Here is a 21,847-nt window from a genome sequence, read left to right on the forward strand (position 1 = left end):
TGGTTTTGTTCTAAAAACTGTTTGGCTTTCAGGCTATCCGTCTTTTGTAGTTTTTTGTAAATACGGTTTTCCTGTTGTTGCAATTTGCGTAGCAACTTATCTGTTTTCTTATCCAGGCTAGATTCTAATTTGTCCGCTGTTTTATTGATCGAGGAAAGGTATTTGTCCGAAACCAGGGCGGTGCTGCTATCCGGGGAGGAGACATCCTGCGCATGCAGTTGCATAAAACAACATAGGCATGAACATAAATATATAAGCAGGTATCTAATGGTTTGGTTCAAGCGACTCGGTTTTATCCTTGGTCTATCTTGCACAGATCAAATGGCACTCTATGAAATTAGGAGATGTTTTCAGAATAAAAATGTAAAAGAATTATTAATTCACTCTTTTATTGAAAAATGAAAACATTCCTAGAAAGAATACTATATATTTACCGCAACAATTACGTATCAGATAAATTATTTTGACATATATCATATCATCATATACATTTTAGTATTCAACTACAATTTTTTATGGGTTTGTAATACCTAAAAACAACAATTTGAAAATTAATTTCTAGTATTGGGTCATAATAATTTTGACAATATAGGAGAAACTCTCCCACACATTAGATCGGATTCTTATTGTACATGTATTTGCTACACTTAGCGAGTACCAGCTGTCTCGCCCTGCGGCTGTACAAGCAGCCTCTTTTTATTAATAGAATACTTATTCTTCTATTACCTCCATACCTGCCAGGCGGGCTTTGTAAACAATCTTATCACGTAACCCCGACATACTCCAGTTACGTAATAAAAAACTATTTTCTTTTTCTTTGAGTGCAACCTGCTTATCGGTATGGTTCAATAAAAGAATGGTACTGACCGCGTGTTTTTTACAAAGGTCAACCAGGCGACGACTATACAGGTGCAGCTTATGTACCACATAATTCTTCTCGGCATCTTTATATTTTGTTACCAGGCTGAATTTCTTTTTCTTTCCATGCCCGCCGGAAGTATAACCCGCTGCGGCCTGCGCCCTTTTAATGGCCGCCTGTATGGCCAGGCGACGATGCAGGAATTCCTCTTTATTGCCGATATTGTAGATATGCTTTTCAATTTTTACCTGTAAAGGATAATCCATAGAAAGGTTAACCTCCGCTACTATATTAGTAGCCACCGGCCCGTCAGCCACTGCCTCGAAAGTCGCCAGCAAATAGATCTTCCTGTCCTTTAACTGTAAAGCACTATTACAGAGCGTAGCATGACCAGCCGTTATTTTTTGCAATAAGATCCGTTTATCATCATACCCTCTGCCCAATACCGTACAAAAGGGAATACCCAATAATACAAAATGGAGGTTCCTGGCTTCTTCATCCCAATACAGGGAACGCAGATTACGCCCCTTTACCGGCATGGGTATATCCTGCCGGTAATTAGGCATGCTTTTCTTACCGTTGATGTAGTGTTGCCTTTCCCTGTTATAATCGCTTACCAGGCGATTATTAAGGCCGGTATAAATATCCGATGGCAGCTTGTTCTTAAAATAGTGTGCCAGTACCTGGTAAGTGGTATTGAGGCGTGAAGTGGTCAATACACCTTCACCATCTTTCAACATAGAAGCAAGCTTTAGTTTTATCCCTTCCTTAAAATAAAAGAGACTGGCTATATTATCCTGCAAAAACTGGTGTGTAAAAATATAGTTCGCACTACGGAAAGTATTGTACTGCCAGTTATAGAGTTTATCATATAGCTGCTGTTTTTCAACCGGGTCAGGATGATTGATCCTTAACTGGATTTTACGGGTGAGATAATGTTTGTTGGGTATCATAACAATAGATTTTTCATGGTTAGTTTTTGCTCATTATTTTCAATGCTTCAATATACAGGCACCTGACTTCAGGGGTATCTAAACCTATACTGGCGGCTATACATTCAAAACTCTTATTTTCATTACGACGCATGCAGACAATTTTTTCTTTAACTGCATCCAGTTGTACCAGGTTAAATACTTTGCTTCTTTTTTGCTCTTTCTTTTCAAACATGTAAGAAGCATGAATGATCTGTTTTAAATGGCTGGCAGCATCCTGTAATTGTAAGGAAACGGCTGTAGCGGAAGAACCAATACGTGCTGCGATCTGTTTACAGCTGAGACCATATTTTAAAGACAGGGTGGTAATATTTTGTTTGGTAGGTGTCAGATAAGGAATAGCATTGTAAACCAACTGCCGTCTTTCCTCATCCTGCTCCACCATTTCCATTTGTTTTTCATCGGCCAGCACCACTTTGTATTCTTCTTCCAGCACATCATCGAGGTTGCTGCAACGATTACTGTAAAATGTATGTTGTTTACTACGTAACCAGGCAAAACATTTCCAGAGAAGATCCTGCCGGATAAAAAAGTAAATATGTTTGGTGCTTTTCATGGTATGCCGGTGTTCCCAGCCATGCAGCATGGCTTCCTGTAAAATGCAGGAGATAACAAACTCGTTATTAAGGATACGTAAGCCTATATGTTGCAGGGGTAGCCAGGCATGTTTATAAATATAGGCCAGCGACCGTTCCTCGCCCGCCACAAAGCCACGGTAATGCAGGTGATTGTCAGCACAATCCTGCAAAAGAATATTGTACATAAAAAGTAGTTTGGTTAAAATGAATAGTTGTTTGTGTTCATTTAACCAGCCTACACCGGGTTTTTGGGTTTACAGGCAAACCTGGTAAGTAACAGGTGAATGGTGGTGTAATGATAAATGGCTAGCATGGTCAATATGTTTTTCAAAAATTATGGCTTGTAATAGCGGTGTTATACGGCTCTTTTTACACTTTTTTACACGAACATATATAAAAAGTAAACAATATTACACACGATTTTGTTTACAAGTTACCATTTTTGTCCAATTTTTTATACATATCTGTTAATTTCTTTACTGCGGTGAAAGGAAAGCGTACAAAACTTAACCGTGGGCAGGTATTAGCTACTGCTGTTGAGGCTACAGGTCTGAACAAGGAAGATATTGCCAATAAGGCCGGTTACAGCCGTTCGGCTTATTACAAACATATTGAGAACCCGGAACTGGACTACCATATCCTGATGGCATATGGCCGGGCGATCCGTTACGATTTTACCGAAGAGTTTCCCGATATGCCCAAGTACATTGCGGAAGAACCCGACGATACCTTCAACAAGCCAACCACTTTTGAAGAAGCCCTTCAGCAGATGGAGCGATGGAAGGATAAATACCTGGAATTATTGGAAAAGTATAACCAGATCATTGAAGAAAGGCTGATGAAGAAATGATCTTGCGGCGTACAGCCTGACATAAAACAGAAAGAGGCTGGTGTTTGTTACACCGGCCTCTTTGTTGATATAAGATCTACTTAATTAATCGTCACCGTTTGGGTATACTCATTTAAAGTAATAGTATAGGTACCCGCAGTTGCCGGGGTTTTAAAGTTCTTATCACCATTCCATACAATAGGCTTGGCAGTACCGGTGGCATTACTTTGCCCGCTGTTATCTTCATAGTCAAACGCACCCCAGGCGTTACCAGCCAGGAATTTAATTTCCATATTGGCTTTTAGCGCCAGGCTAATGGTCCACACTCCATTGCCGGAATAGGTCATTTGCGGTGAACTGCCCGGATCCCAGTCATTTACACCGGTCATACCATTACCCACTACCCGCATTTCAGCTGCAGGACTCATTTCATATTTTAATTCCTGGCCGTTAGTTCCATCCCATATAAGTCTTGTACGGGGTGAAGTAGCTGCTACCAGGTTAGGATCGCCGCCATCATGATTTAACTTACCGCTGCCGGCATCACCCCACCAGCGTGCTTTATCAGGCGTACTGTTATTCCATTCAGGACCATCGTGAAATTTAAACGCATCACTGCCATTTGAATTCGCTATGATGAGGAAATGGTCTCTTTTAATATACCCGCCGGTTAAAGGCGCAGCAGCATCCCAGCCTTGCATATTGCCCACAACGCCTACCTGTTTCTGTTGTACATAGGCCATATTGGTTCCTACATCCAGTGTTAAACGATAGATACCCGCCGTAGCTATTACAAAGTTACCGCCCACATTGAAGCCGGTACTAAATCCTGCTCCCGAAGTACCATTGTTACCATAGCCGGAACCCCAGTCACCTTTTGTTTTAAAGAACTTAAATTCGCCTCCGGCATCTATTTTTATATAAGTATAGAATACTTTACCATACCGGTCGGCTCTTTTATCGGTGATAAGCTCCAGGGGGTCATTGATATTCCAGCCCTGTACCGAGCCCACCAGGTACATTTTTACCTGGCGTAAAAAGAAAAGATCATTTTTGTAATCTGAATTTTGTTTCCAGGAGCCGGAAGTAGCCTGTACGGTCCATTTTAAGTTAGCTTGTAATCCCAGGTCACTGTATCCATGGTTAGCAATGGAATCACTCAACGCTTTATAGGTAACCGTAGCAAAGCTATCTACACCATTACTATTTGAGGTGATGCTGAACAACGTACCGGTTGTCCAGTCAATAGGCAGTTCGAGTCCTTCGCTGTCCAGTTTACGCTCGGCAAATAAAATTTTATATGTTACTGCCGGTCCGCCCGCAGCCGGTTTGGAACGGGTCCAGTTAAATGTAAAACTCTCTGTAGTTGAAGTTGGATTTATTTCTAATATGCTTGTACTTGATACGGGGCCTAACAGGTAAAAAGGAGAAGCTCCGTCTTTAAATCTTGTAACAGTAATAAAGAAAGTGCTTTGAGACAGCAGCTGTTTACTTCCGTTATCGGCAGTTACCGACCATTTCAGATCAGCAGTAGCTCCGGCCGCAATTCCTTTGGCACCCAGTGCATCATCTAATTGTTTGTAGGTGAGTGTTAACTTATTGGCTACTCCGGCATTATCAGCATCAAAAGAAAGTAAAGGTGCATTAAAATCACCGCCCTCGCGTAATACGGCCACCACTTTATATTTTGGAGCAGTATTGAGGCCGGGCTTTGCAGCATTCCAGGTAAAGGAAATAGCAGTTGTGGGAATAGCGGCATTTAACTGTAGCACTGCGCCGGAAGAAGGTGTCAGAAGGGTAAAATCGACAAGGCCTTCACCCGTCACCGTATTATCATTGAAATCTGCTTTTTTACAACCCGCCAGGATCATATACACTGCAGTAACAAATAATATAATTTTTTTCATTTGCAACATTTTAAATATGACAAGAAGGGTAGCTTAGTTAAGGTTTACAAATTCATAAGTAGCTTCTGAAGAGCTTACATTAACCGGTGCACCGGTTGTACCCAGCACCGTGCCATTAAACTTATAGATAAACTTTTTTAAAGTATGCCCGGCGGCCGGTGTAAATCTTGTTTTAGGGTCAAATGTAGCTGCCCATATATTGGTTTGTAACACGCGTACCGGGATCGTTACAGCGGTTCCTATCTGTGCATTGGTTTCGTCAAATGCCGTAATGGTAGCGGTTTGAGGCGTCATACGTTGCTCGTTTACCGTACCGCCTAAAGTTCTGTCAAAGTTGATAGTAATGATATCAGTACGGCTGGCTTTGCTAGGAAATACCCTCAACATGGTAGGCGTAAACACCAGAGGGTCAAAAGTAAAGCCCTCGTAGTTAGAGGTTTGTTTGGAACCTGTTTTTGTTTTTACCAGGAAGGCAAATGTTGTGAGGTCAGAAGGCGGACGCCCCCATAAAAGAGTAGCAGTAAAAGTAAAACTCCATTTATTACCACCCACATTGGTCAGTTTAGCCGTTTCCGGAGAGTTGCTCCAGGCTGTGTTTAATGGACTGTCACCGGCGCTGCCCCACATCCACAAATAAGCTTCCGCTTCACCAGCCATCGGAGTACCGGTTACATCAACTGTTAAAGTAACTTCATCCTCGGCTGTAAAAATTGCCGGTGAAAAGGTTGGGTTCTGTGCTCTTATAACAAAAGCTAAGCCCATTATTAAACATGTAAATAATATCTTTTTCATACAACAGCAGTTTTATTGTTTTGTAAATTCATAGGTGTAAGAGATCATCACTTTCCCCGCAGCATCCTTACGTTCAATTCTGAAGGTAAGTTTATTATTGCCGCCTATCGGATAAGCACCTAAAGTAACCTGCTCTGTCGTTGCACCATTTTTAAAAATAAGTGTCTTAGGAGCTTTACCGTCGTCCACAGACCAATTGCCGGCTGTTAACCCGATGATAGCAGGAGAGCCACCTGCATTAGCGGTGAACGTAGTAGGGCTGCCGCTATTATCAGCATTCAGGGTTAAGGTAAAATCTGTATAGGGAAATAAAGTAGTCAGGTCAATTGTATTGAAAATAAAACTGCTTCCTTTACGCTTTACGTCCTCATCTACCTGTAATGCTTTCGTCAGTTTCCAGCTACCCACAAAACTGGAAGGGATATCCCTGGGTGCACCAATGGCCTCAATTTTATCGGGCTGACATGCCACCAGCGACACCATCACCAGCAGCAGGATTGTTATTTTTAGCGAAATATTTTTCATATTACAATCATTTAATTTTTTAGAAACAACCGCCTTCTGGGTTTAATTTAAAACTGGTCATGGCATCCTGCTCTGCCTTAGGGAACTGCAGTATAAAACCATTACAGTTCCAGGGCGAACCCCGGCGATCCACACTGATACCGTTCCTGGCACCTATACGTTTGATCTCGTGATAACGATTACCCTCGCCCACCATTTCCAGCTCTCTTTCTTTACGGGCAGTACTGATTACTAAACCGGCCGTTGCATTAACACCCAGGTTACGAGTGGTCCCACCATAAGCTCTTGTGAGAATCTGGTTCATATTGGTGATAGCAGCTGATAAAGCACCTGCATTACCCGCAGCAATTTCAGCACCGCTCTCTGCCAGTATTAGTTTTATCTCGGTTAAATGTACAATAGGCAGATCGAAGAAATCACGATTGTATTTAGTCAATACATTATAGCCGGATTGTAAAGAATTACTGTACCAGGCTTTCCTCACATCCAGGGGATCTTGTGTTGCTATACCATAAAACTGATTAGTATAGCTTAATAAAGGAATATTCTGATCCGAACGATAATTACCTCTCAACTCTCCACCCGGACTATAATAGTTTGTTACATTTTGAATAACCAATATCCCTTCCTTACTTAAAGCCGGTGAATAACGCAGGTTGTAGGCATTATCTAAAACAAAGGCTGGGTTTGCTACCACTTGTGAAGCATAGTTATAGGCATTTGCAAAGTCATTCATTTGAAAATATACTTTGGCTAAAATTGCTTTAGCTGCCCATTTGGTGGCTTTGTAATTACCGGCATAAGTATCCGGTAACAGCTGTTCTGCTTCTTTCAGGTCACTAATAATTTGTGCATATACTGCAGCTACTGTTGAACGTTGCACCGACCCTATTAATACTTCTGTGCGTAATGGGATGCCATCCTGGCTATTATCCGGTGAGTATCCATAAGGCTGTGCAAAGAACCGAACCATTTCAAAATGGCCCATTGCACGGAACAATAATACCTGACCTTTAGCATTATCCTGATTCGCAGGGGAAACCAACGACATCTTGGTTAACAATAAATTACTCACATTGATTACCCTGTAAGCATTTTTATAAAAGTCGTCCCTAAATCCGCCAAAAATTGAATTCTGTCTTCTGAATATTTCAGAATAATCGCCCTGAAGACGGCTTCCATCCATTTCATCGGCTAAGAACTCAGCTATTGTCTGCAAGCGGCCCCCATACATTTGCGGGTTAGCAATTAATGTATATTGACCATTTATCATAGTCATGAAATCAGACTCATTTTTTAAGGCATCTTCTTCTTTCATCTGCCCATCAGGAGGTCGTTCCAAAAATTTTTTACAACTACTAAAAACTCCTGCAATTAACACGGACATCAGGGTTATATATAATATCTTTTTCATACTTGCAATCTGTTTAAGGCTTAAAAGGAAAGGTTTAATCCAAAAATGATATTACGTTGCGATGGCGCGGTTAAGTAAGTAATATTAGGACTTAAGTTACGATCCTGCGCATTTTCAAAATCACGGGTAATTTCAGGGTCACCGCCAGGGTATTTGGTGAACGTAAATAAGTTACTGCCTGTTGCAAACAGGCTCAATCCTTTGATACGGCATTTGGCCAGTTTAGCCGGATCGAAACGATAGCTTAATGTCAGCTCACGTAACCTTAGATAACTCGCATCCCTCAAAAACATGGTGGAGTTAAACTGGTCTTCACTGGGTACACCCGGGTAGTTCGCCGCATTATATAATAATTTAGGATATTGCGCTTCATCACCAGGATTTACCCAACGGTCAAGAAAATCGGTTCTATAATTCCAGTTACGTGTTGATGCACCCAGGAACTGGTATTTAGCGGAGTTTTCATAAATATTACCGCCAATAACAAAAGTGAACAAGGCGCTTAATTCAAAATTTTTATACCCGACAGCAGTATTAAAACCACCGATATAATCGGGTAATACTGAGCCTGCAAATACACGATGATTCAGCGAGAAGGTTTTGGTTTGTTTACCGGTATTGTCTAACCAGATAGGCAAGCCATCAACCGGGTCAACACCGTGGTAACGTACCAGGTAGTTAACACCCAGTGGCAAACCTGCGACAATACGGGTATCGTTAGTACCGCCGCTTACCGCATCCGGACCTAATTCGTATTTCAATACTTCGTTGTAGTTACGGGCTATATTACCGCCAACCGACCATCTTATATTTTTGCGATCGATCAGTTTAATATTGGCGCTGAATTCAATGCCTTCATTTAATATCTCAGTGTTGTTCAGGTTGCGCCAGATATCACCCAATCCGGTTGCAGAAGGTGAGATACCGGGTGCCAATAAAATATTGGTAGAGTTTTTACGGTAGTAAGCAAGCTCACCGGTAACACGCCCTTTAAATAAACCAAATTCAACGGCCGCATCCAGGTTACGCATATTCTCCCACTGCAGATCAGGATTACCTAAATTATTTAAATATAAAGTTTGGGCCCCGTTGTAATTGGTACCTCCTAGTTGAAAATTATCATAATATACACCCGATGGAATATTGGCATTACCTACCAAACCATAACTGGCCCTGATTTTTACCAGGTCTATCCAGTTAACATCCTGCAGGAAGTTTTCTTCCGAAACTGTCCAGGCTGCTGAAGCAGAAGGGAAGAAACCATATTTGTTATTGGTACCGAATTTAGACGATCCGTCCAAACGGCCGGTAAGCTGGAAGAAATATTTATCGGAGATATTATAGTTTAAACGACCGAAGAAACTGGTAAAGGTCCAGGCATCTCTTTGTCTTTCTACAATCTGATCATTATCCAGCATTCTTTTACGCAGGTTACGATAGCCCTGGCGGGAGTTGACATCGGTCCAGTAAGGTTTACCTGACCATTGAAAGAAGTCGTAACCAGTATAGTCTTTTAAAGAAACAGATTGGTTCTCCTGTCCTACTAACAGGTTGAATTTATGGTTATCACCCATATTCCATAAATAGTTGGCCGTAATAGATGTGTTCCAGTTAGTACCCCAGTAAGGAGAACGACGTATAACACCTGAATCAGCAACCGGTTTCTGTGTCCAGATATAAGTTTCGAACTGGTCATCAAAAGCGTTCCTGTATTCGAGGTTACCGGAAGCCTTTAAGAAAAGATTTTTAACAGGTTGAACTTCTACCGACAAACCTCCTAAAAACCGGTTATCCACTTCGCGACGTTTGGTTTGCTCCAGTCTTCTGAGAGGATTAATGGCGTCCTGGGTACTTAACACATAATTCCCATTTGCATCAAATACAGAATAAATAGGTAATGCCCTTGACATGGCTTCACCTATACCGCCATCCCAGGCAGCGGGTACACGTTTATTGATACCGCGGTTAAAACCGGTTGTTAATGCAATTTTCACGGCTTTAACCGGAGAATAATCCATATTTAACCTCGCTGCCATACGGGTATAAGAGTTAGCTTTAATATACCCTTCGTTATCACTGTAGGAGATATTGGCAAAGGTTTTTAATTTTTTTGTACCGGCGTTTAAGGATAAGTTATGCTCATTGATGATGCCGGTTTGTGTTAACAGGTCCCACCAGTTTGTATTATTAGTTTTAGCTTCCGGATATAAAACAGGTAAAGGAGCATCTCCTGGATTACCGCTGTTATGCCAGGCTTCCTGCCTTAACTGCAACCATTCCTGGCCATTTACAAATTCGGGCTTCATGGATGCGCTGGAGAAACCAATTTTATTGGAATAATTAAAAGAAGGCTTACCGCTTTTACCACGTTTGGTAGTTACCAGTATAACGCCATTGGCGCCACGGCTACCGTAAATACCGGTAGCACCGGCATCTTTTAAAATTTCAACAGACTCAATATCTGCCGGGTTGATAGAAGCTAACGGATTCTGGTTCATACCACCACTGTTACCACGTAAGAAAGGATCGGCTACAATGGGCACTCCATCAATTACGTATAAAGGATCGCCGCTGGCAGATATAGAGCCTATACCACGGATACGGATTACCGAACCTGAGCCGGCCAAGCCGTTACCCTGCATGATCTGTACACCGGGTGCTTTACCCTGTAAAGCCGCTTCGAAGCTGGGAACCGGTATCGCATTCATTTTTTCGCCGCTTACTTTGGCAATGGCGCCTGTAACTTCTTTTTTACGTTGTGTACCATAACCTACCACCACCACATCATCCAGGTCGGTACTGCCCGATACCAGGGAAATATCCACGGTGCTTTTACCGGTTATATCCACTTCCCGGGTAACAAAGCCCACCGACGAAATAACCAGTGTAGTGGCATTGCCCGAGATGGTTATACTGAAAGCGCCGTCAACACCGGTTTGGGTGATACGTGCGGTACCTTTTACGGCCACGTTGGCTCCGGCAACAGGGCTGCCATCGCGGGTATCCAATACCTTACCCGTAATAACCTTATCCTGCGCTAACGCAAACAACGATATAAATAACAGGGAAAATGTTACGGCTGCACGAAGCCATTTTGTGCACAACATAAGCAATCGTTAAGAGTTAAGCAATTCGTTTTAAAATACGATAATGTGTATTTAATACACAATGTTAAAACAAATTTATTGATACCGCAAAAATATTTTTTATACGTCCCTTACCGGCCCGGACAGGGCAAACCATCCCTGGTGAACGCTGCCGGTAAAATTCTTGTAAGCTTTTGTTTATTATATATACGATTGACAAAGGGCTGCCGGATTGCAGGGGAAAGCCCGTAATTACCAGGTGTATACCAGCCGGCTTTTATATGGGAAAGAAGAGCGGGAAAGCGTTTTAGCCCGAACTAAAGGGCTTGTACCGGAAAGCCGGGACTGCAGCTGACCGGAGCGGTAAAGCTGACAGCCCCCATAGTAAGCTGATTGTTTAGACCTTCTCTACCTTTTTCTGGCCGCTTTTTTTGCGCAGTACTGTCTTTAATTTGTAGAGTTTGCCGGGGCGATGCGGCACATCTACTTCCATTTCGTCCAGGTCGTGTAACCAGTCCTTGATGGCCATTTTTTTACGGAAGTTACGCCTGTCCAGCTCCGTATTTAAAATAGCCTCGTACAGCTCCTGCAGTTCCCGTAAGGAGAATTTTTCGGGCAACAGGTTAAACACCACCGGGTGCTCCATTACCTGCTCCCGTAAGCGATGTAAACAGGTATCCAGTATGGTTTTATGGTCAAAGGCCATTTTTTTAATATCGTTCACCGGGTGCCAGTGCAGGTGATTGTTGTTGATCTTTAGCTTGACATTATTGATATCCAGCAAGGCAAAATAAGCCGTGGTAATTACACGTCCTGAAGGGTGGCGGTTAATGGTACCGAAAGTATGTACCTGCTGCAGGAAAATATCATCCAGGCCGGTACGCTCCCGCAGTATACGGTAGGAGGCCGCGTCCAGGTCCTCATCAGGATTTACCAGGTCGCCCAGTAAGGAGTACAGGTTGGAGAACTCTTTTAAGTCGGATTTAATTAACAGCACTTTCAGTTCCTGCTGCTCATACCCAAGAATAACACAGTCCACCGAGATCGCTATTTTAAAATAATCGAGGTGACTGATCTTTTCCGCCTCGGCAGTTTTTAAGAGTGACTTATTGCCCATAGATCTATCCATATTGAGATCGCAAAATTAAATGACTGATGCAGTACAATGTGAAATTACGGGAAACTTTGTGACCGCATGATGTTTGCAAAAGGATTGGTTGTTTTCCACGGCTGAGCCTTGCTGTTTATAAAACCAGCTTTATGGTTTTAGTGGCAGAGCCGGCTACTACCTTTATCCAGTATAAACCTTTCATGGCATTGGTATACCGGGTATTGACCGGCAGGTTATGCACACCACGGGCAAGGGTACCATCATAAATAGTACCCAGCGGCCTGCCGGACCCATCAAATATACTGGCCTGAACCCTACCCGATGCAGGCAGGTTTATTTTTATATAGGCTTGTTTGCCGGCCGAAGGATTGGGGAAAACGCTGGCCAGTACTTCATTGGCAACAGGCTCTTCGGGTTCTTCCGGCTCTTCCGGATCAACCGGGTTGGTATTAATATTTAAGAGGTTCCTGTTCAGGTAAACAATATACTCCCCCGGAGCCAGCGTAACATTTTGTGCTGTAGCCGTGATGCTGATAAAGGTACTGTCGAGGTAGCTGAACCAGTTGCCCGTAACCGGGAAGTTTACCTGTTGCGTTACCGTACTAAGGCCAAAATTACCCACCACCAGCAAACAGGACGTATCACTGGCCGAACGTAAACGCATCCACTTGAAAGCCCCGTCCAGCCCATGTTCTATCTGGGTGTTCTGCGCAGCAAATACATGCTGGTAAGCTGTACTGAAACGCAGAGTTCCCATTTTTTGGTACAACTTGTAAATATTGTAACGGCGGGCCTGTTGCAGGTAATCCCAGCGGATCGGTTTTTTATTGGTACGGCAATCATTGTTAACCGTACCATTTTCGCAATAGTTGATGGAGTAATCATAACCCAGCTCGCCAAACTGCCAGATGAGTTTAGGCCCGGGCATGGACAGGAAGAAAGCGGCTGCCAATTGTGAGCGTTTCAAAGCTGTGGCCGTATCCCGTATATTGTAATTACCGGATGCATTACCAAAGTTAATGTTCTTGTATACCACCCTTTCCTCATCATGACTTTCCATATAGGTTACCAGGTTGGGATTGGCCCAGCCACGGGTAGTATGTAAACCCCAGGAAAAGTTGGACTGATCCAGCCAACCCATAGAAGCTTCGGTAAATGCATGGTTGGAATTTCCCCAGAACATCATACCATAATCTGATAGTTCTTTTTCCTCCTGGTTATCGGCAAAATGTTCCAGTATAGCATAAGTGCCGGTTGCGGCTGCCTGCTGTGCATTGTAATAATCTTTCCAGATAGCCACACGGCTGGCATCGTATTGTGCCATTAAGGCCTCGTTGCCTATAGAATAGGTTTGTGTAAACCCTTTTGACAGGTCATACCGATAACCATCAATTTTATATTCTTTTAACCAGTGCTCAATGACCCGCTTGGTAAAGTATTTGGTAGGCGCCGCTTCGTGGTTAAAGTCGTGAAATACATTAAAAGGGTGCCTGGCCGTTACATTGAACCAGGGGTTATCGGCCGCTGTTTCGTTGGTGGCGCTATTCCAGTATAAGGCTGCTAAAGGATTGCTGCCGGTAGAATGGTTTAAGGCTATGTCCATTACCACGGCCATGCCCTTGCTATGGCATACATCAATAAATTGTTTTAAACTGTTTTTGGTACCGTAATATTTATCGGGTGCAAAAAAGTAAGCAGGATTATAGCCCCAGCTCTCATTACCATCAAATTCATTGAAAGGCATAATTTCAATAGCATTAATGCCGATGCGTTTTAAGTAATCCAGGGTATCCTTTAAAGTTTGCCAGTTATGGGTGGCTATAAAATCACGCACCAGTAACTCATACACCATCAGGCTGCGTTTATCGGGCCGGCTGAAGTTGGGTATAGTCCAGGTATAGGCAGGTGCTGCTGTTTGCAGGATGCTCACGATACCTGTTTGCCCCGCAGGATAAGCTTTTAAGTTAGGGTAAGTAGCAGCACTGATATACTGGTCATTCCAGGGGTCCAGTATTTTTTCCGCATAAGGCTCGCCCACTTTTAAAGTACCATCTACCAGGTACTGGAAAGCATATTCGGTGCCGGGTGTTAAGCCGGTAATCGTCTTCCACCAGTAATTGCCATCGGGCGTTTTATTCATCTGGAAGGCGGTGTTCTCCTGCCAGTTACTGCCTGCAAATTCGCCAATAACACATACGCGGCCTTTATTGGGTGCGTATAATACCAGGGTAACTTCGGTATTGTTAGGGTTATAGTTTATACCGTCTCTTACACCTGCTGGTAAAGGTGCTATGTTAGCGGCATTGTTTACCATAAAGGTTATTTCCTGTGAGCGGACATCGGTTCCGTTCACCGCCTCCAGTTTCAGGCGGGTATTGCCGGCTACGTTCAACACAGGGTTTGCCGTAATAACTGTAGCCGCAGCTGCCGTTTGTACAAGGTTATCGTTAATATACAGGTTAAGGGTAGAAGGTTTATTAGCTGCGCCGCTGATGGCAATGGTTTCACCCACGGTTTTACTGATCGTTTCCGGTATAGGCACAAAATAAGGCTGCATATAGGGCTGCGTTAAACCTACTACCAGTGAGTCGCCACCATACAATTTAATATACATATCGCCGCCATTACTGTTACGCTGTACCGTATTGCCATTACCGCTCCTGAATAACAGTGCAATGTTTTGAATATACTCCGTGCCGGTTACATTAAAAAAGCTGCGGATATTATTAATGGTAAAACTATACTTATTATTTCCCAGGTAGCTTGCCTTGTTCTGTGCCGTATTGGAGCTCCACTCAAAAGGCACATGTTTCCAGTCAGCAGGACCGGTACTCAGGTTGGTGATCACCCCCACATGTACATATACATCGCCGGTATTGGCATAATTCAGTAAAGCCTTGTTGCCAAAATTGGCATCCATAGTTATGATAATATTATCCGTTTCCCGGGCAAACTGTGGAGTAGTGCCCAGTAACTGTGCCTTGGCTGCACAAAAAAATAACAGGAAAAACTGTAGCAGGTAAACCTTTTTCATTGGCAATATTTTGCAGATAAATAACCGTTAGTGATGTGAAGATATAAAATATGTACTTAATACACATTAAAAATTAAGCAAATTGTTCTGCCAATCCTGAAACATTACCCAGCGTCTTCATTATCAACCCGTTTCCATACCGGCCGCAGTTTTTCCCGAAATAGTAACCCCTTATCTCAGGCAGTGAATACTTTTACTTAAAATATACCATGATGATGCGATTGACGCTTTTTGTTTTAGCAGCTCTATTACTTACAACCACCGTACAGGCACAGGAAGAAAAAAAACAGTATAACCTGAATGCCGCTGACGGCATTGTATATTATGACCTGGAAACCAACCAGCCGGTAGCCAAAACCAATAAAAGCTGGGATATTGCTTTTAATAAAACTGCCATACAGTTAAATAGTGCTGAAGGCAAAGTAGAAGCACAAATAGTAAGCGGTAACAATTTTGATAAAGTATTGAAAGCTCCGGCCGGCGGCTACAAAAAAGATGCTGCAGGTAGCAGCGCCATCCCCACAGGCAGTGGAAATGGCTGGTATAATTATAATATGGACGACCATACCATTCAGCCTATTGCCGACAGGGTACTGGTGATAAAAACCACCGAGGGCAAGTATGTAAAACTGGCTATTACCAGTTATTATAAGGACCAGAAAGATTTTAACCCAGGCGGTTATTACAATTTTAAGTACAGCTTTATTAAATAAGCTTAGCGCTTATCAATAAACTTAATGGGCTTACGGCCCCCATCGGGGAACTGCAGTTTTTGCATCTCCTCCGGTGTTAAGTATTTAATTTGCGGGCTTACTCTCAGGCGTGCCTGAAGGTAGGCCCGTATTTTATTGGCCGTTTCGGCGGTGGTATTTACCGGCACCACATGCAGCAGCACTTCATCTGTACCAATTTCATTGGCGCTTACTTCGGCCACATAGTCTTTAATGTTTTCCATGCCGTTCAGTATTTCAAACAGGGCGGGCGCAAATAAGGTTGTGCCCTTGTATTTGATCATTTGTTTTTTACGCCCCAGCACCGGTGACAAACGTAAACTATGCCGGCCACAACTGCAGGTATCGGTATAGGCAATACAGATATCCCCTGTTTTATAACGCAGCAACGGTGTGCCTTCTACTCCTAAGGTAGTAATGGTTACTTCGCCAGGCGTACCGGGTATTACCGGCTGGTTATTATCATCCAGCAGTTCAACAATCAGCAGGTCGGGTTGCAGGTGGCCGCCTTTACCTGCATGACATTCGGTAAATGCCGTTTGCATTTCGGTAGAAGCATAGGTGGAATACAGTTCAATATTCCAGGCATCGGTAATACGTTTACCCAGCACATTCAGGGACAGATCCTCATCCCGTATATTTTCACCGATACAGATCGCTTTTTTTACCGAGGAGCGGTTAATATCAATACCCTGCTCCTGTGCATATTGTATGAGCTTTACAATAAAAGAGGGCACGGCTACAATGGCCGTAGGTTTTATTCTTTCAATAGTTTCCCATTGTAAGGAAGGTACACCCGGTCCTACCCTTACAATGCCTGCACCCAGTTTACGCAGGCCTGTATAATAAGCCATACCCGCCATAAACTGCCGGTCCAGCGTAAGCATTAACTGGTAAATATCTGATACAGTACCATTGGCACAAACAAAGGAGTTGTATTCGTTGGTGGCCAGCCGCTGCAGGTCATTATCTGTTAACGCAATGGTCACCGGCTTGCCTAAAGTACCCGAAGTAGCCACATATTCCACGATCTGGCTGGCTGGTACACAGAAAAAATGTTCATTTTCCGATTGCAGGTGTTCCTTTTCAATAGGCGGAATTTTTTGCAGATCGTCCAGGGTTTTGATCTCCTCCACTCTTACCCCCTGTGCATAAAACCATTTCTGATAAAACCGGGAGTGGGTATGCAGGTACTGTAACAGCTCCTGTAAACGTTGTTCCTGGAATTGTTTGATAGCGGTTTCTTTTTCAAATGCAATGGAGGTAGATATAGTCATAGCCATGATACCATTTAATAGGCCGATAAAGTTAGGAAACTAGGAGGAAAGAGATTTAATAAGGTTCAAAAGGTTCGGCAAGTGCTGCCTTTTTGTTCCCAAAGATTATCGCTGGGTAATATCTGATTTGCTAAGATCCGCGGCGTACTCACTCTGCGATGATCTGCGGGAAACCTTTATTTTTTGCCCGCTGATGAACGCCGATGTTTACGCAGATTACCGCTAAATAATATCCAAATTTGTGAACATCTGCGGTGCACTCAATCTGCGACGATCTGCGGGAACCTTTTTTGCCCGCTGATGAACGCCGATGTATACGCAGATTACCGCTGAATAATATCTTATTTGCGAAGATTCGCGGTGTACTCAATCTGCGATGATCTGCGGGAAACCTTTGTTCTTTTACCCGCTGATGAACGCCGATGTATACGCAGATTGCCGCTGAGTAATATCTGATTTGCGAAGATCCGCGGTGTACTCACTCTGCGAAGATCCGCGGTGTACTCACTCTGCGAAGATCTGCGGGCAAAAAACTTAATCACTTAACAACAAAATAATTACTTTCACGCATGCCTACCGAAGTAATTATAACCAAAGATGGTTCTCACAGCATTGCCATTCCCGAACTGAATGTTACCTACCATTCACATCACGGCGCCATACAGGAGTCCATGCATGTGTTTATACAGGCAGGACTGGAATACCTGGTACAGCAGGCGGCCACATCCCCGGTACGTATTTTTGAAATGGGCCTGGGAACAGGATTAAATAGTTTACTGGCCATGCAATATGCAGAATTACACCAGTTGCCCATAAAATATGAAGCAGTGGAGCTGCATCCTTTGGCAGATGAGCTGGTGCAGCAATTGAATTACTGTACTGAAATTGATGAAAGTTTAGCTCCTGCTTTTGCCACTTTACATCAATCACCCTGGCAGCAGCCCATTGCGCTTACACCTTATTTTAATTTCACCAAACACCGGTTGTCTTTACACGATTTTGCATTTAATAATCCCTTTCACCTTGTTTTTTATGATGCTTTTGCCCCGGCTGCACAACCGGACCTCTGGACAACCGAAGTCTTCACTAAAATATATAATGGCTTATTACCCGGTGGGATTTTTGTTACCTATTGCAGCAAAGGCGATGTAAGGCGGGCCCTGCAGGCCGCAGGATTTATCATTGAAAAAATACCCGGGCCACCCGGTAAACGCGAAATGATCCGGGCAATAAAAACGGAAAAGGTATAAGCTGAAAGATATAGCATTCCTTCAACCTTACACCTTATACCCTTTACCTTATACCTTTTTAATCGGCCGACCAGGTGGTATTACCGTCCTTCTCGTCCTTTAATGATATACCTAACTGGCTTAACTGGTTACGGATGGCATCAGAAGTAACAAAATCTTTTTTGGTCTTTGCTTCCTTCCTGATGGTGATCAGTAGCTCCATCACTCCTTTCAGCTTATCGCTGGTTTCTTCGGTCACACCCTGTAATCCTAAAATATCTTCCAGGTACAGTTTCATCTGCTGTTGCAACAAAACAAATGTTCCGGCCGAAATACTTGTCAGTGCAATGGATTTATCTTTAAACGAATTGATCACCGAAGTAAGGTCAAACATATTGGCCAGCACTTTTGCCGTGCTGAAATCATCGTTCATAAACTCGGCAAACTCGGTCACCAGTTTTACAATCTTTGCATCCAGGTCCGCATCAACCGTTCCGGCAGTTTCCGGATAACTCAGTTTATTCAGGTTCTCGTAAGCCTCCCATAAACGTTTCAGCCCTTTTTCCGATGCTATCAGGGCTTCGTTGCTAAAATCAAGCGTACTGCGGTAATGGGTCTGTAAAATAAAAAACCGGATCACCATCGGGTGAAAAGCTTTTTCCAATATCGGGTGACTGCCGCTGAACAGCTCGGTAAAAGTGATCACGTTGCCATAGCTTTTACCCATCTTACGGCCGTTGATGGTGATCATGTTATTGTGCATCCAGTACCGCACCGGCTTTTCATGATTGCAGATGGTGCTTTGCGCTATCTCACTTTCATGGTGCGGAAACTGCAGGTCCATACCACCACCATGAATATCAAACTGGCTGCCCAGGTATTTGGTGGCCATGGCCGAGCACTCAATATGCCAGCCCGGAAAGCCTACGCCCCAGGGGCTTTGCCAGCGCATGATATGTTCCGGCGCCGCACTTTTCCATAAGGCAAAATCGGCACGGTCACGCTTCTCTTCCTGCCCGTCCAGCTCACGGGTGGTCTCTAACAGGTCTTCAATTTTACGGCCGCTCAGTTTACCGTAATCGTAATTGGCGGCGTATTTATTTACATCAAAATAAACCGATCCGTTCACCTCATAAGCATAACCATCGGCAATAATTTTTTCAATCATGCCGATCTGCTCTACTATATGGCCCGTTGCTGTGGGTTCAATGGAAGGTGGCAGGGTATTGAACTGCTGCATACCCCAGTGAAACAGGTTGGTGTATTTCTGCACCAGCTCCATGGGTTCCAGCTTTTCCAGCACCGCTTTTTTCGAAATTTTATCTTCGGCTTCACGGCCCTCCTCTTCAAAATGCCCGGCATCGGTTATATTGCGTACGTAGCGCACTTTATAACCCAGGTGTTGTAAATAACGGTACACCACGTCAAACGTAATGTAGGGGCGTGAGTGCCCTAAATGACTTTCACCGCTTACGGTAGGTCCGCACACATACATACCCACATGTCCCGGTACCAGCGGGGTAAATACTTCCTTGGTTCTGCTTAATGAATTATAAACTTTTAACTCGCTCATGGTATTTTTTTATGTTACCGGCTGTAGTGCTGGTGGCATCGTTCCTTGCGTCGCACTCTTCGGCTTTTGTACTGGTATCAACAATTTAAAATGGAAAATCAGGCTGCAAAAATAGCGTTTAAACCGCCAAACAACAGCAACAGGAGTAAGAATCAGGTATATGTGACAGGATGTACATACAACAAAAATAGGGTTATTCTTGTAACCAAAAAATCCGTTCATGGCCTTTCCGGCCGGTATTGGCAAAAAATTAAAGGTAATTTGCTATACCCTCAACCGGCCCGGCACATATATTTTGGTCTGCCTGTAACAAATTCCGCAGATGTCCGTCCTACGGTATCTTTTTATTGCTAAAAACAAAAAATGAAACTTACTACTGTTCTGCTGCTATCCCTTGTATGTTGTTCCCAAACGGTTATGGCCCAAAAAAAATTACCGGTTATTAAAGCATCCTCTCTCCAGGTTGATATTAAGGATGATGGGGACCTGCAAAAAAATGCCTGGCGTATTGAGCCGGAAACCAACCCGGATGTATACACCACATCGGCAAAAAAAGTCACTTTTTACACTGATATTGATTCTATTTCATTTAATGTTGACCCCAAAATAGGTACTTACGATTTTGTCATTTTACTGAACGGCAAGGACTCTGCAAGAACCCAGGTCAAATACCAGCCATCGCGCCTGGATATGTTAAAAAAGGCCGACAAATATAACTATGCCGATAACCGTTTTGTTCCTTCATTCACCTACCAGCAGGCAGATCATCCTGCCCTGGTAAAGATCAGGACCGATCTAAAACTGGACTCCATTGCCGGTAAGGGATCCGAACTGTCGCAGGTGTTTAACCTGCTGCACTGGGTACACAACCTTATTAAACACGATGGCAGCAGCGATAACCCTTCATTAAAAAACGCTATTGACCTTATTAATACCTGTAAAGCCAATAATCGTGGTGTAAACTGCCGTATGCTGGCCATTATTTTAAATGAATGTTATTTATCACTGGGCATTAAATCGCGTTATATTACCTGTATGCCCCGCGAAACCAAGTTTGATGATTGCCATGTGATCAATATGGTGTACATCAAAGACCTGGATAAATGGATATGGATTGACCCTACTTTTGATGCCTACGTAATGGACGAAAAAGGCAACCTGCTGGGCGTACAGGAAGTAAGAGAAAGGCTCATCAAAGGCCAGCCCCTGGTATTAAATGCCGATGCCAACTGGAACCGGGAAACCCTGCAAACCCGGAAAGGTTACCTGGAAAATTATATGGCCAAAAACCTGTATCGCCTGGAAACACCCGTGGCAAGCGAGTACAATGCCGAAACCTGGACCAAGGGCGGCTCTATTACCTACGTTGAACTATTACCATTGGATGGCATTGAGCAAAGCCCGCAAAAAAAGGAGAGTACGCTTACACAATCGGGTGTAAAGTTTATACAGTATAAAACCAATAACCCTAACCTATTCTGGACAAAGCCGCAGTAACTTTAGGTAGGTTAGTGAAGTGTTTTGTATTTTTATTATAATACATTTCGTTTTCCAGGTCTTTTTAAGACCTGGAAAAATAGTAAAGACAAAATTTCTTTATAACTACTAAACCGGCAATATGGGTTTTGTACGCTCTTTTTTACTAAACAGGTACAACTATATTTTCATACTATTTATCCCTTGCTTGTTTTACTCAAGTTGTAAAACTCCCAGGGTTTATATATGTGGACTCGCAGTTTCTACACTGCAATGTGAGCAGGCTTATCTTCAACTTACCCCAGCCCTTAACAGGCCGGTTATCATTACCTCTAAAACAATTGCAATGGATAGTATCAGAAGCAAAAATATTAAACATTGCGATGTACCGGAAAGTTATGTAAACACGTTTGAAAGTTGCATACTAAAAAGGG

Annotated in this window: 16 protein-coding genes; 4 read left to right on the plus strand and 12 right to left on the minus strand. The window is 43.2% G+C overall.

The window, feature by feature from the left end:
* The 3 genes from ACFS6H_RS08445 to ACFS6H_RS08455 form a co-directional block, all read right to left on the minus strand.
* On the minus strand, positions 1 to 224 hold a 224-nt coding region (locus ACFS6H_RS08445; RefSeq protein WP_386097253.1), incomplete at its 3' end, for a hypothetical protein.
* Between the two features lie 487 nt (positions 225 to 711).
* Positions 712 to 1,812, minus strand: a complete 1,101-nt coding sequence (locus ACFS6H_RS08450; protein WP_386097255.1) for a hypothetical protein — start codon at positions 1,810 to 1,812, stop codon at positions 712 to 714.
* A gap of 19 nt (positions 1,813 to 1,831) precedes the next feature.
* Positions 1,832 to 2,614, minus strand: a complete 783-nt coding sequence (locus ACFS6H_RS08455; protein WP_386097257.1) for an RNA polymerase sigma factor — start codon at positions 2,612 to 2,614, stop codon at positions 1,832 to 1,834.
* A 257-nt stretch (positions 2,615 to 2,871) separates the two neighbouring features.
* On the opposite strand from ACFS6H_RS08455, the gene ACFS6H_RS08460 reads away from it, so the two are divergent.
* On the plus strand, positions 2,872 to 3,279 hold the full coding sequence (locus ACFS6H_RS08460) for a hypothetical protein (protein WP_386097259.1): 408 nt from the start codon (positions 2,872 to 2,874) through the stop codon (positions 3,277 to 3,279).
* An 80-nt stretch (positions 3,280 to 3,359) separates the two neighbouring features.
* Here the strand turns inward: ACFS6H_RS08460 and ACFS6H_RS08465 are convergent, their stop codons facing one another.
* The 7 genes from ACFS6H_RS08465 to ACFS6H_RS08495 form a co-directional block, all read right to left on the minus strand.
* Complete coding sequence (locus ACFS6H_RS08465; RefSeq protein ID WP_386097261.1) at positions 3,360 to 5,165, minus strand: SusE domain-containing protein; 1,806 nt, start codon at positions 5,163 to 5,165, stop codon at positions 3,360 to 3,362.
* A gap of 33 nt (positions 5,166 to 5,198) precedes the next feature.
* Positions 5,199 to 5,957, minus strand: a complete 759-nt coding sequence (locus ACFS6H_RS08470) for a hypothetical protein (protein WP_386097263.1) — start codon at positions 5,955 to 5,957, stop codon at positions 5,199 to 5,201.
* Positions 5,958 to 5,969: 12 nt separating this feature from the next.
* Positions 5,970 to 6,482 (minus strand): DUF5004 domain-containing protein, encoded by a 513-nt coding sequence (locus ACFS6H_RS08475; RefSeq protein WP_386097265.1) that lies wholly within the window; start codon positions 6,480 to 6,482, stop codon positions 5,970 to 5,972.
* A 19-nt stretch (positions 6,483 to 6,501) separates the two neighbouring features.
* Complete coding sequence (locus ACFS6H_RS08480; RefSeq protein ID WP_386097267.1) at positions 6,502 to 7,896, minus strand: RagB/SusD family nutrient uptake outer membrane protein; 1,395 nt, start codon at positions 7,894 to 7,896, stop codon at positions 6,502 to 6,504.
* A 20-nt stretch (positions 7,897 to 7,916) separates the two neighbouring features.
* Positions 7,917 to 11,003 (minus strand): SusC/RagA family TonB-linked outer membrane protein, encoded by a 3,087-nt coding sequence (locus ACFS6H_RS08485; protein WP_386097269.1) that lies wholly within the window; start codon positions 11,001 to 11,003, stop codon positions 7,917 to 7,919.
* Between the two features lie 376 nt (positions 11,004 to 11,379).
* Positions 11,380 to 12,111, minus strand: coding sequence for an NUDIX hydrolase (locus ACFS6H_RS08490; protein WP_386097271.1), 732 nt, complete (start codon positions 12,109 to 12,111; stop codon positions 11,380 to 11,382).
* A gap of 115 nt (positions 12,112 to 12,226) precedes the next feature.
* The gene (locus ACFS6H_RS08495) at positions 12,227 to 15,127 is read right to left on the minus strand and encodes an alpha-amylase family glycosyl hydrolase (RefSeq protein ID WP_386097273.1); all 2,901 of its coding nucleotides are present in this window, start codon (positions 15,125 to 15,127) and stop codon (positions 12,227 to 12,229) included.
* A gap of 209 nt (positions 15,128 to 15,336) precedes the next feature.
* Here ACFS6H_RS08495 and ACFS6H_RS08500 point away from each other — a divergent pair, with 209 nt between their 5' ends.
* A complete protein-coding gene (locus ACFS6H_RS08500) occupies positions 15,337 to 15,840 on the plus strand; it encodes an HmuY family protein (protein ID WP_386097275.1) in 504 nt (167 codons plus the stop codon).
* A gap of 2 nt (positions 15,841 to 15,842) precedes the next feature.
* On the opposite strand, the gene ACFS6H_RS08505 is transcribed toward ACFS6H_RS08500, so the two are convergent.
* Positions 15,843 to 17,141 (minus strand): phenylacetate--CoA ligase family protein, encoded by a 1,299-nt coding sequence (locus tag ACFS6H_RS08505; protein WP_386097277.1) that lies wholly within the window; start codon positions 17,139 to 17,141, stop codon positions 15,843 to 15,845.
* 563 nt (positions 17,142 to 17,704) lie between these two features.
* On the opposite strand from ACFS6H_RS08505, the gene mnmD reads away from it, so the two are divergent.
* Positions 17,705 to 18,385 (plus strand): tRNA (5-methylaminomethyl-2-thiouridine)(34)-methyltransferase MnmD, encoded by a 681-nt coding sequence (mnmD, locus tag ACFS6H_RS08510; RefSeq protein ID WP_386097279.1) that lies wholly within the window; start codon positions 17,705 to 17,707, stop codon positions 18,383 to 18,385.
* A 58-nt stretch (positions 18,386 to 18,443) separates the two neighbouring features.
* Here the strand turns inward: mnmD and cysS are convergent, their stop codons facing one another.
* Complete coding sequence (gene cysS / locus ACFS6H_RS08515; RefSeq protein ID WP_386097281.1) at positions 18,444 to 19,937, minus strand: cysteine--tRNA ligase; 1,494 nt, start codon at positions 19,935 to 19,937, stop codon at positions 18,444 to 18,446.
* Positions 19,938 to 20,354: 417 nt separating this feature from the next.
* Between cysS and ACFS6H_RS08520 the strand changes: the two genes are divergently transcribed.
* The gene (locus tag ACFS6H_RS08520) at positions 20,355 to 21,434 is read left to right on the plus strand and encodes a transglutaminase domain-containing protein (RefSeq protein ID WP_386097283.1); all 1,080 of its coding nucleotides are present in this window, start codon (positions 20,355 to 20,357) and stop codon (positions 21,432 to 21,434) included.
* Positions 21,435 to 21,847: the final 413 nt, after the last annotated feature.

Origin of the sequence: Terrimonas rubra, assembly GCF_042686025.1 — a bacterium.
GTDB lineage: Bacteria > Bacteroidota > Bacteroidia > Chitinophagales > Chitinophagaceae > Terrimonas > Terrimonas rubra.

Excerpts from the sequence above, each read along its gene's own strand:
- ACFS6H_RS08450 (WP_386097255.1), bottom strand. The coding sequence starts at position 1,812 with ATGATACCCAACAAACATTATCTCACCCGTAAAATCCAGTTAAGGATC.
- ACFS6H_RS08455 (WP_386097257.1), bottom strand. The coding sequence starts at position 2,614 with ATGTACAATATTCTTTTGCAGGATTGTGCTGACAATCACCTGCATTAC.
- ACFS6H_RS08465 (WP_386097261.1), bottom strand. The coding sequence starts at position 5,165 with ATGAAAAAAATTATATTATTTGTTACTGCAGTGTATATGATCCTGGCG.
- ACFS6H_RS08470 (WP_386097263.1), bottom strand. The coding sequence starts at position 5,957 with ATGAAAAAGATATTATTTACATGTTTAATAATGGGCTTAGCTTTTGTT.
- ACFS6H_RS08475 (WP_386097265.1), bottom strand. The coding sequence starts at position 6,482 with ATGAAAAATATTTCGCTAAAAATAACAATCCTGCTGCTGGTGATGGTG.
- ACFS6H_RS08480 (WP_386097267.1), bottom strand. The coding sequence starts at position 7,896 with ATGAAAAAGATATTATATATAACCCTGATGTCCGTGTTAATTGCAGGA.
- ACFS6H_RS08485 (WP_386097269.1), bottom strand. The coding sequence starts at position 11,003 with ATGTTGTGCACAAAATGGCTTCGTGCAGCCGTAACATTTTCCCTGTTA.
- ACFS6H_RS08490 (WP_386097271.1), bottom strand. The coding sequence starts at position 12,111 with ATGGATAGATCTATGGGCAATAAGTCACTCTTAAAAACTGCCGAGGCG.
- ACFS6H_RS08495 (WP_386097273.1), bottom strand. The coding sequence starts at position 15,127 with ATGAAAAAGGTTTACCTGCTACAGTTTTTCCTGTTATTTTTTTGTGCA.
- ACFS6H_RS08500 (WP_386097275.1), top strand. The coding sequence starts at position 15,337 with ATGATGATGCGATTGACGCTTTTTGTTTTAGCAGCTCTATTACTTACA.
- ACFS6H_RS08505 (WP_386097277.1), bottom strand. The coding sequence starts at position 17,141 with ATGGCTATGACTATATCTACCTCCATTGCATTTGAAAAAGAAACCGCT.
- mnmD (WP_386097279.1), top strand. The coding sequence starts at position 17,705 with ATGCCTACCGAAGTAATTATAACCAAAGATGGTTCTCACAGCATTGCC.
- cysS (WP_386097281.1), bottom strand. The coding sequence starts at position 19,937 with ATGAGCGAGTTAAAAGTTTATAATTCATTAAGCAGAACCAAGGAAGTA.
- ACFS6H_RS08520 (WP_386097283.1), top strand. The coding sequence starts at position 20,355 with ATGGCCCAAAAAAAATTACCGGTTATTAAAGCATCCTCTCTCCAGGTT.